The sequence below is a fragment of the Clostridium sp. CX1 genome (genome assembly GCF_025398335.1).
Lineage (GTDB): Bacteria > Bacillota > Clostridia > Clostridiales > Clostridiaceae > Clostridium_AM > Clostridium_AM tanneri.
The window spans coordinates 84,659-92,223 of record NZ_JAODOO010000017.1 but is presented as its reverse complement, the minus strand read 5'-3'; the positions used below and the strand labels follow the sequence as shown (position 1 = coordinate 92,223).

Sequence of the window (7,565 nt, the reverse complement as noted above, 5' to 3'; positions counted from 1 at the left end):
CTGATAGATATTTAGTCTATCATTACATATATAGATAGTAGTAAATAAGCGGGAGTGGCTCAGTGGTAGAGCGTCACCTTGCCAAGGTGAACGTCGTGGGTTCGAATCCCATCTTCCGCTCCAATAACATGCGGGTGTAACTCAATGGTAGAGTGCTAGCCTTCCAAGCTAGTTACGAGGGTTCGATTCCCTTCACCCGCTCCATTTATATTTTTAAAAGTATTTTATACAGTATTAGTTGCAGAATAGTTCGAAGTATAGAAATGTACTAGTATCCTGTGAGCGCCCATAGCTCAGTTGGATAGAGTGATGGACTTCGAATCCAGAGGCCGCAGGTTCGACTCCTGCTGGGCGCACCAAAATTAATTTAAAATGTTGCTATATAATTGTTTGGAGAGGTAAACAGTTTTTGGATTTTCTAAAAGCTGTTTTTTTATGCGCGTAGGTACTTTCTGTATAGTTTTATTATATTTTAATTAATGGTTACTGTACTGATAATATACATATTGGTATCAAAGAAAATAGCCTTTTATAATTTTATTCTGCAATAATTATTGCGAAAAGTGAATGTAATACGTCAATATACCCGAAAAAGTGTTAAAAAAACAACAAATTCAGCACAAAATTGAATTGTATAAATTTTATATATGTGCTAAAATGTAATCGAAAGTTGAAGAAATTATATAATATTATTATATAATTTGGTATAAATTGTGGGTTTAATGTATTATTATGTATGAATTTAATTGTGAATTTTTTTTCATCACCTGTAAACGTTTCTTTATGTCGAAATTTATCAGCGTATAAGTATTGGCAGCTTTTAGGTGTGTAATGTTAAATTCATGATGTTTTAAATAAACACATTAATAAGGTCAAATAATGTATATAATTATAAATATGAGTAGGGGGAAACAATTATGGAATTAAATTTAGAAAGAATTAAGAAAGCGCAAGAAAACATCAAAGGAGTGGCAAGAAAAACACCTTTATTCTATACAAGTACTTTCTCAAATCAATGTGATTGTAATTTATACTTAAAGTGCGAAAATAAGCAAAAAACTGGAGCGTTCAAATTAAGAGGTGCTTACAATAAACTAGTTAACTTAACAGAGGAAGAAAAGCAAAAAGGAGTTATAGCTTCTTCAGCAGGAAACCATGCACAAGGAGTTGCTTATGCTGCAACAGCATTTGGTGTTAAGGCTACAATTGTTATGCCAGTTACAGCTCCACAAGCTAAAGTAACCGCTACTAAAGGATATGGCGCTGAAGTAGTACAAGCTGGACAAGTATATGATGAGTGCTATGCAAAAGCTGTAGAATTACAAAAAGAGACAGGAGCAACTTTCTTACATCCTTTCAATGATTTAGATGTAATGGCTGGTCAAGGAACAGCAGGTCTTGAAATGTTAGAAGAATTACCAGAAGCAGATGTTATAGTAGTTCCAATAGGCGGGGGCGGATTAATAGCTGGTATTGCAACTGCTGTTAAATCTATAAAGCCTTCAATTAGAGTAGTAGGTGTTCAGCCAGAAATAGTAGCATCAACTAAAGCTTCTTTAGAAAAAGGACAGGTTGTAACATTACCAGGAGCTAAATCATTAGCAGATGGTATATCTGTTAGTACACCAGGAAATGAGTGCTTCAAGTATATACAAAAATACGTAGATGAGGTTGTTACTGTAAGTGAAGATGAAATTGCTTTAGGTATGTTCTCATTAATGGAAAGAAATAAATTAATAGCAGAGGGAGCAGGAGCTTCAACTATGGCAGCTTTATTAGCTGGTAAAATAGATGGAATTAAAGGCAAAAATGTAGTTGCTTTAATTAGTGGTGGAAATGTAGATATAGCTACTGTTTCTAAAATAATAGAAAGAGAATTAGTTCTTTTAAATAGAAGAATAAGATTTACAGTTGAGCTTCAAGATAAAGCAGGAACATTAGGTGCTTTAATATCTGAAGTAGGAAACATGGGCGGAAACGTTGTTACTGCAAGACAAAACAACAACTGGAATAAAAAGGGATTAGACTTTGCAGATGTATGTTTCGAGGTTACTGTACAGTCTCAAGAACATGGCGAAGAAATAATTAAGAATTTAAAAGAAAATGGATACCTAGTTGAGGTTCATAAGTAATTTTTACATGTATCTTCCTATATAGATTAAATAGTTTATATAGAATGATAAAATTATTGGATAGATGCCAGTGCTTTTGCACTGGCATCTATCTTTTTTCGTTATTTGTTTAAGTTATAGATGAACTTCAAAGAATAATATATTAAAATAACCTGTTCAGTTCCTCTTATGTTAAAATTATACTGTACAAAACAATGGAGGGATAACAATGGGAGATTATAGAAAGTTATGGTCAGATTTAGGAATGGACTTAGAAAAACATGATCAGTTATGTGCAGTTTTACCAGGACTATTTTCAGATACATATTTAAATCAAGAAAATAGACCAGATGGAATGAACTATTTTAATTTTGTGTTTTCAGAGGTACATGGTTTAAGAATTCAAGAATTAGATGAACATAAGAAAAAGGGTGGTAAGGTAATAGGTACCTTCTGCGTATTTGTTCCAGATGAAGTTATATTTGCTGTAAATGCTATTGCAGTGGGACTTTGTGCTGGTTCACAGTTTTGGGTTGAAGATGGAGAAAAGGTTCTTCCAAGAAATTTATGTCCACTGATAAAAGCATTTATGGGTGCTAAGTTAAGTGGTACATGCCCTTATTTCGAATCCTGTGATATGGTTATTGGAGAAACAACCTGTGATGGTAAGAAAAAGGCTTGGGAAATTCTAGATGAATATGTACCAGTTCATGTTATGGACCTTCCACAAATGAAGAGAGAAAAAGACTATAAAATGTGGATGGATGAAATAAAGATTTTCATTAGCAAGATGGAAGAGTTAACAGGAAACAAAGTTACTGTAGAATCATTAAAAGAAGGAATAAAAATTGCAAATGCTAAGAGAAGAGCATTAAAAAGGTTATCTGATTTAAGAAAACATAAACCATCACCAATAAGTGGACTAGATGTTCTTTTAATATCACAAATTGCCTTTAATGATGATCCTATTAGATTTACAGAGAAGCTAAATGAACTTTGCGATGAATTAGATGAAAGAGTAAAAAATTCAAGTACTAGTGATAAAAAGAGAATATTAATAACAGGAACTCCGATGGCAATACCTAATTGGAAGCTTCATTCAATAATTGAAAGCTTAAATGCAGATGTAGTTGTTGAAGAGACATGTACTGGAACAAGATATTTTGAAAATGAAGTGTCTGAAGAGGGAGATACTATCGAAGATTTAATTAAAAATCTTGCAGATAGATATTTAAATATAAACTGTGCTTGTTTTACACCAAATCACGGAAGAACAGATGATATAATTAGATATTCTAAGGAATATGATGCAGATGGAGTAATAGATTGCAATCTATCTTTCTGTCATACTTATGCTATTGAACATAATGAAGTTGAAAAGGCACTTAGGGAAAAAAATATACCTAATATTCATATAGAAACAGACTACTCAACAGAGGATTCAGGGCAGATTAAGACAAGAGTAGAAGCATTTTTAGAAATGATTTAAAGTGAAAAGGCTGCAATTATTAAGCTGTGCTTAGTAAGCAGCCTTATTTTATGGGACTGTTTAATAAAATAAGGAATAAGGGTGAGTAGAATGGAACAGGTCAGACACTATGTACTTTTTCCTTCTCATACAGAAGGTATGAAGTTAGAAGGGTTGCTTAAAAAGGGAAAAATAAAATATACAATAGTACCAACTCCAAGAGAGCTCTCAGCATCCTGTGGCATATCAATAATGTATGATATTCAAGATGAAGAAAAAATAAAGTGTATAATAAATAATAACAGTGTGAATACTTTGGGACTTCACTCTGTGAATAAAAAAATTACTAATCCATATTTAGGTTAACAAGGTGGTGTTATTATGTTTTACGTAGGAATAGATATAGGTTCCACTGCTTCAAAGGTATGCATTTTGGAAAATGATGAAATAACAGATACTTTCGTGCTGCCTACAGGATGGAGTAGTGTAAAAACATCAGAGGAAATAAAAGAAAGATTAGAGGAACTCGGTATAAATGTGTCAAATTCTAAGGTTGTTGCTACGGGATACGGTAGGGTATCCGTTCCTTATGCTGATAAAACTCTAACAGAGATAACCTGTCATGGGAAGGGTGCATATTACCTTTTTGGCAAGGACTGCACAATCATAGATATAGGAGGGCAGGACACAAAAGTTATTACTGTGCAGAATGGTAACGTAACTAATTTTACAATGAATGATAAGTGCGCGGCAGGCACTGGAAGGTTTTTGGAATTAATGGCTAATACTCTAGGACTAGACATAACTGAACTTTGTAGGATGGCAACAGAAGGGAAAGAAACCACTATAAGCTCTATGTGTACTGTATTCGCAGAATCAGAGGTGATAAGCTTAATTGGAAAGGGTAAAAAACGAGAAGATATAGCTTATGGAGTAGTAGACTCTATAACAAGTAAGGTGAAAACCTTATGTCAAAAACATTCAGATAGCTTTGGATATTTTCTAACTGGCGGTTTAAGTGAGAATGACTATATAATTGAAAAGCTATCTGAAAAGCTTGGCACCACGGTAAAAACCAGTCCATTAGGCAGATATGCAGGAGCTATGGGTGCAGCAATTATGGCAAAAGGGGTAAGATAATTATTGACTTATTACAAAACTCATGGTATGATTAAAACAATAAAAATCAAATAAATTTGTATTGTACCTTTAAAATAGTCCTGTGAGACTAAGAAGGCAGTGAGAGTTAGTATATATTTTATACTATTTATTAGTGTATTCATGCCTTCCTTTTTAAGGAAGGCATTTTTTATACCTTTAAATTTAGCCCAGAGAGGCTAAGAAGGAGGAAGCTATATGTTAAAAGGAACACATTTAATAGATCCTATGGACTACTCCATAGAAGAACTTGATGAAATTTTTCAGTTATCAAATCAAATTATTGCAAACCCAGAAGAGTTTTCAAATCTGTGCCATGGCAAAATACTAGCCACACTATTTTATGAACCTAGCACTAGGACAAGACTTAGCTTTGAAGCTGCGATGCTAAGACTTGGAGGACAGGTCATAGGTTTTTCAGAAGCAAATTCCAGTTCAGTTTCAAAAGGAGAAAGTGTAGCAGATACTGTAAGAACAGTAGCGTGCTATGCAGATATAATAGCTATGAGACACCCAAAGGAGGGTGCTCCAAAGGTTGCTTCAATATATTCTTCCATACCGATAATAAATGCAGGAGATGGTGGACATCAACATCCCACTCAAACCCTTACGGATCTTCTGACAATTAAAAGAATAAAGGGAAGGTTATCTAATCTAAAAGTGGGTTTCTGTGGAGACTTAAAGTTTGGAAGAACTGTACATTCACTTATAAAAGCTTTATCTAGATATGAAGATAACAAATTCATTTTGGTATCGCCGGATGAATTGAGAGTACCAGAATATACAAGGAAAGATCTTGTAAAAAGTAACTCTGAGTTTATGGAATGTGAAAAGTTGGAAGAAGTTATAGGGCAACTGGATATACTATATATGACAAGAGTTCAAAGAGAAAGATTTTTTAATGAGGAAGACTATATAAGACTTAAGGATAGCTATATATTAGATAAAAATAAAATAAATAAGGGAACTAGTGAACTAGTGATTCTTCACCCTCTGCCAAGGGTTAATGAAATATCTTACGAAATTGATGAGGATCCGAGAGCATGTTATTTTAAACAGGCTAAGTATGGAATGTACGTAAGGATGGCGTTAATTGCTAAGCTTTTAGGACTTAGATAATAGGTTAAGGGGGAAGAACTAGTGTTAACAATAAATAGTATTAAGAATGGCATAGTAATAGATCATATAAAAGCAGGACAGGGTATTAAGCTCTTTAATTACTTAGGACTTCATGAGGTAGGGTATTCCGTTGCACTTATCATGAATGTGGAAAGTAAAAAGATGGGAAGAAAAGACATAATAAAGATAGATAACATTTTAGATTTAGAGTTTAATGTATTAGGGTTTATAGATCCTAATATAACTATAAATTTAATAGAAAATGAAAATATAAAGAAGAAGATTAAGTTAGAATTACCTGATAAGGTTGAAAATATTATAAAGTGCAAAAATCCAAGATGTATTACCTCTATGGAAAGGGATATATCCCATATATTCTATCTTGTAGATGACAAAAATGGAGAATATAGGTGCATATACTGTGATGAAATATATAAAGTTTCATTATAAGCCTACAAGAAGAGAGGGGAAATATATTTATGGAATTACTAATAAAAAATGGAAGAATAGTTGATTGGTCACAGGACTTTAATGGTGATATTTATATAAATAACGGTAGAATAGTTGAAATTGGAGAAAATTTAGATAAAAGTTGCAGCACTATAGATGCTAAAGGTTCCATAGTGTTACCATCCTTCCTAGACCTCCATAGTCATTTTAGAGAACCTGGTTTTACTAATAAAGAAGATATATATAGTGGAAGTCGAGCAGCAGTTCGAGGTGGATATACCATGGTAAACTTGATGGCAAATACTGATCCTGTATGCAGTGATATGGATACTATAAATTATGTTTTAGACAAAGTTAAAGAAGTAGGTCTTATAGATGCTCATCAGGTTGCCTCTATTACCAATAACCTTGCTGGAGATGATTTAACACACTTGGATAAGCTAGATTCAAAGGTGAAAATGATATCTGATGACGGACGAGATATTATGAACAGCAAAGTAATGCTTGAAGCTATGGTAAAGGCAGGAAAAAGCGGGAGAATAGTAATCTGTCACTCTGAAGAGCATTCTCTTACGAGTGTAGATACTAGATTAGCAGAGAATACAATGGCATGGAGAAATATTACTCTAGCGCAGTTTACAGGCTGTGCGGTTCATATGGCACATGTTAGTACAAAAGAGACTATGGAATATATTATACAGGCTAAGAATAAGGGACATAACTTAAGCTGTGAAGTTACTCCCCATCATATAGCACTTGTAGACAGTGACTACAGTGTTAACCCGCCAATTAGAACAGAAAGTGATGTTGATTTTTTAATAAAGTCAATAAAAGAAGGCTGGGTAGATGCAATAGCTACAGATCATGCACCACACACAATAGAGGATAAAAAAAGAGGAGCTCCTGGTATATCAGGAATAGAAACAGCTTTTGCTGTATGCTATACAAGTTTAGTGAAAAAAGGACATATAACACTAAGTAAACTTTCGGAATTAATGTCGAGAAATCCAGCTTATATAATGGGAGTTAACAAAGGACAAATAAAAATTGGCTATGATGGAGATATAGTTCTTGTAGACACAGATAAAGGCTACACTATATGTTCTAGTGAATTTAAATCAAAAGGAAAAAATACTCCTTTCGATGGAGCATCTGTTTATGGAAGAATTAAAAAAACAATTAAGGGTGGGAAAGTTGTTTTTTCACAGGAGTAAACTTGTAACAGGACTTGAAAATAAATAAGAATGGAGCTGCCTTGA

7 protein-coding genes and 3 tRNA genes are annotated in these 7,565 nt (G+C 33.5%); all 10 read left to right on the top strand.

What is annotated here, in order from left to right:
* The first annotated feature begins 48 nt into the window (after positions 1-48).
* Positions 49-123, top strand: a tRNA-Gly gene (locus tag N4T77_RS16595).
* A gap of 7 nt (positions 124-130) precedes the next feature.
* Positions 131-204 (top strand) — tRNA-Gly (locus N4T77_RS16590).
* Between the two features lie 78 nt (positions 205-282).
* A tRNA-Arg gene (locus N4T77_RS16585) sits at positions 283-359 on the top strand.
* 558 nt (positions 360-917) lie between these two features.
* A complete protein-coding gene (ilvA, locus tag N4T77_RS16580) occupies positions 918-2,132 on the top strand; it encodes a threonine ammonia-lyase (RefSeq protein ID WP_261672964.1) in 1,215 nt (404 codons plus the stop codon).
* Between the two features lie 208 nt (positions 2,133-2,340).
* Entirely contained in the window at positions 2,341-3,600 is a 1,260-nt protein-coding gene (locus N4T77_RS16575; RefSeq protein WP_261672963.1) for a double-cubane-cluster-containing anaerobic reductase, read from the top strand.
* 90 nt (positions 3,601-3,690) lie between these two features.
* Positions 3,691-3,945, top strand: coding sequence for a DUF3343 domain-containing protein (locus tag N4T77_RS16570; protein ID WP_261672962.1), 255 nt, complete (start codon positions 3,691-3,693; stop codon positions 3,943-3,945).
* Between the two features lie 15 nt (positions 3,946-3,960).
* Positions 3,961-4,719, top strand: coding sequence for an acyl-CoA dehydratase activase (locus N4T77_RS16565; protein WP_261672961.1), 759 nt, complete (start codon positions 3,961-3,963; stop codon positions 4,717-4,719).
* 216 nt (positions 4,720-4,935) lie between these two features.
* Positions 4,936-5,856 (top strand): aspartate carbamoyltransferase, encoded by a 921-nt coding sequence (gene pyrB / locus N4T77_RS16560; RefSeq protein WP_261672960.1) that lies wholly within the window; start codon positions 4,936-4,938, stop codon positions 5,854-5,856.
* A 21-nt stretch (positions 5,857-5,877) separates the two neighbouring features.
* Positions 5,878-6,306: an aspartate carbamoyltransferase regulatory subunit gene (locus tag N4T77_RS16555; RefSeq protein WP_261672959.1), complete on the top strand. Its 429-nt coding sequence runs from the start codon at positions 5,878-5,880 to the stop codon at positions 6,304-6,306.
* A 29-nt stretch (positions 6,307-6,335) separates the two neighbouring features.
* Positions 6,336-7,520 (top strand): dihydroorotase, encoded by a 1,185-nt coding sequence (locus N4T77_RS16550; RefSeq protein ID WP_261672958.1) that lies wholly within the window; start codon positions 6,336-6,338, stop codon positions 7,518-7,520.
* The last annotated feature ends 45 nt before the right edge of the window (positions 7,521-7,565 follow it).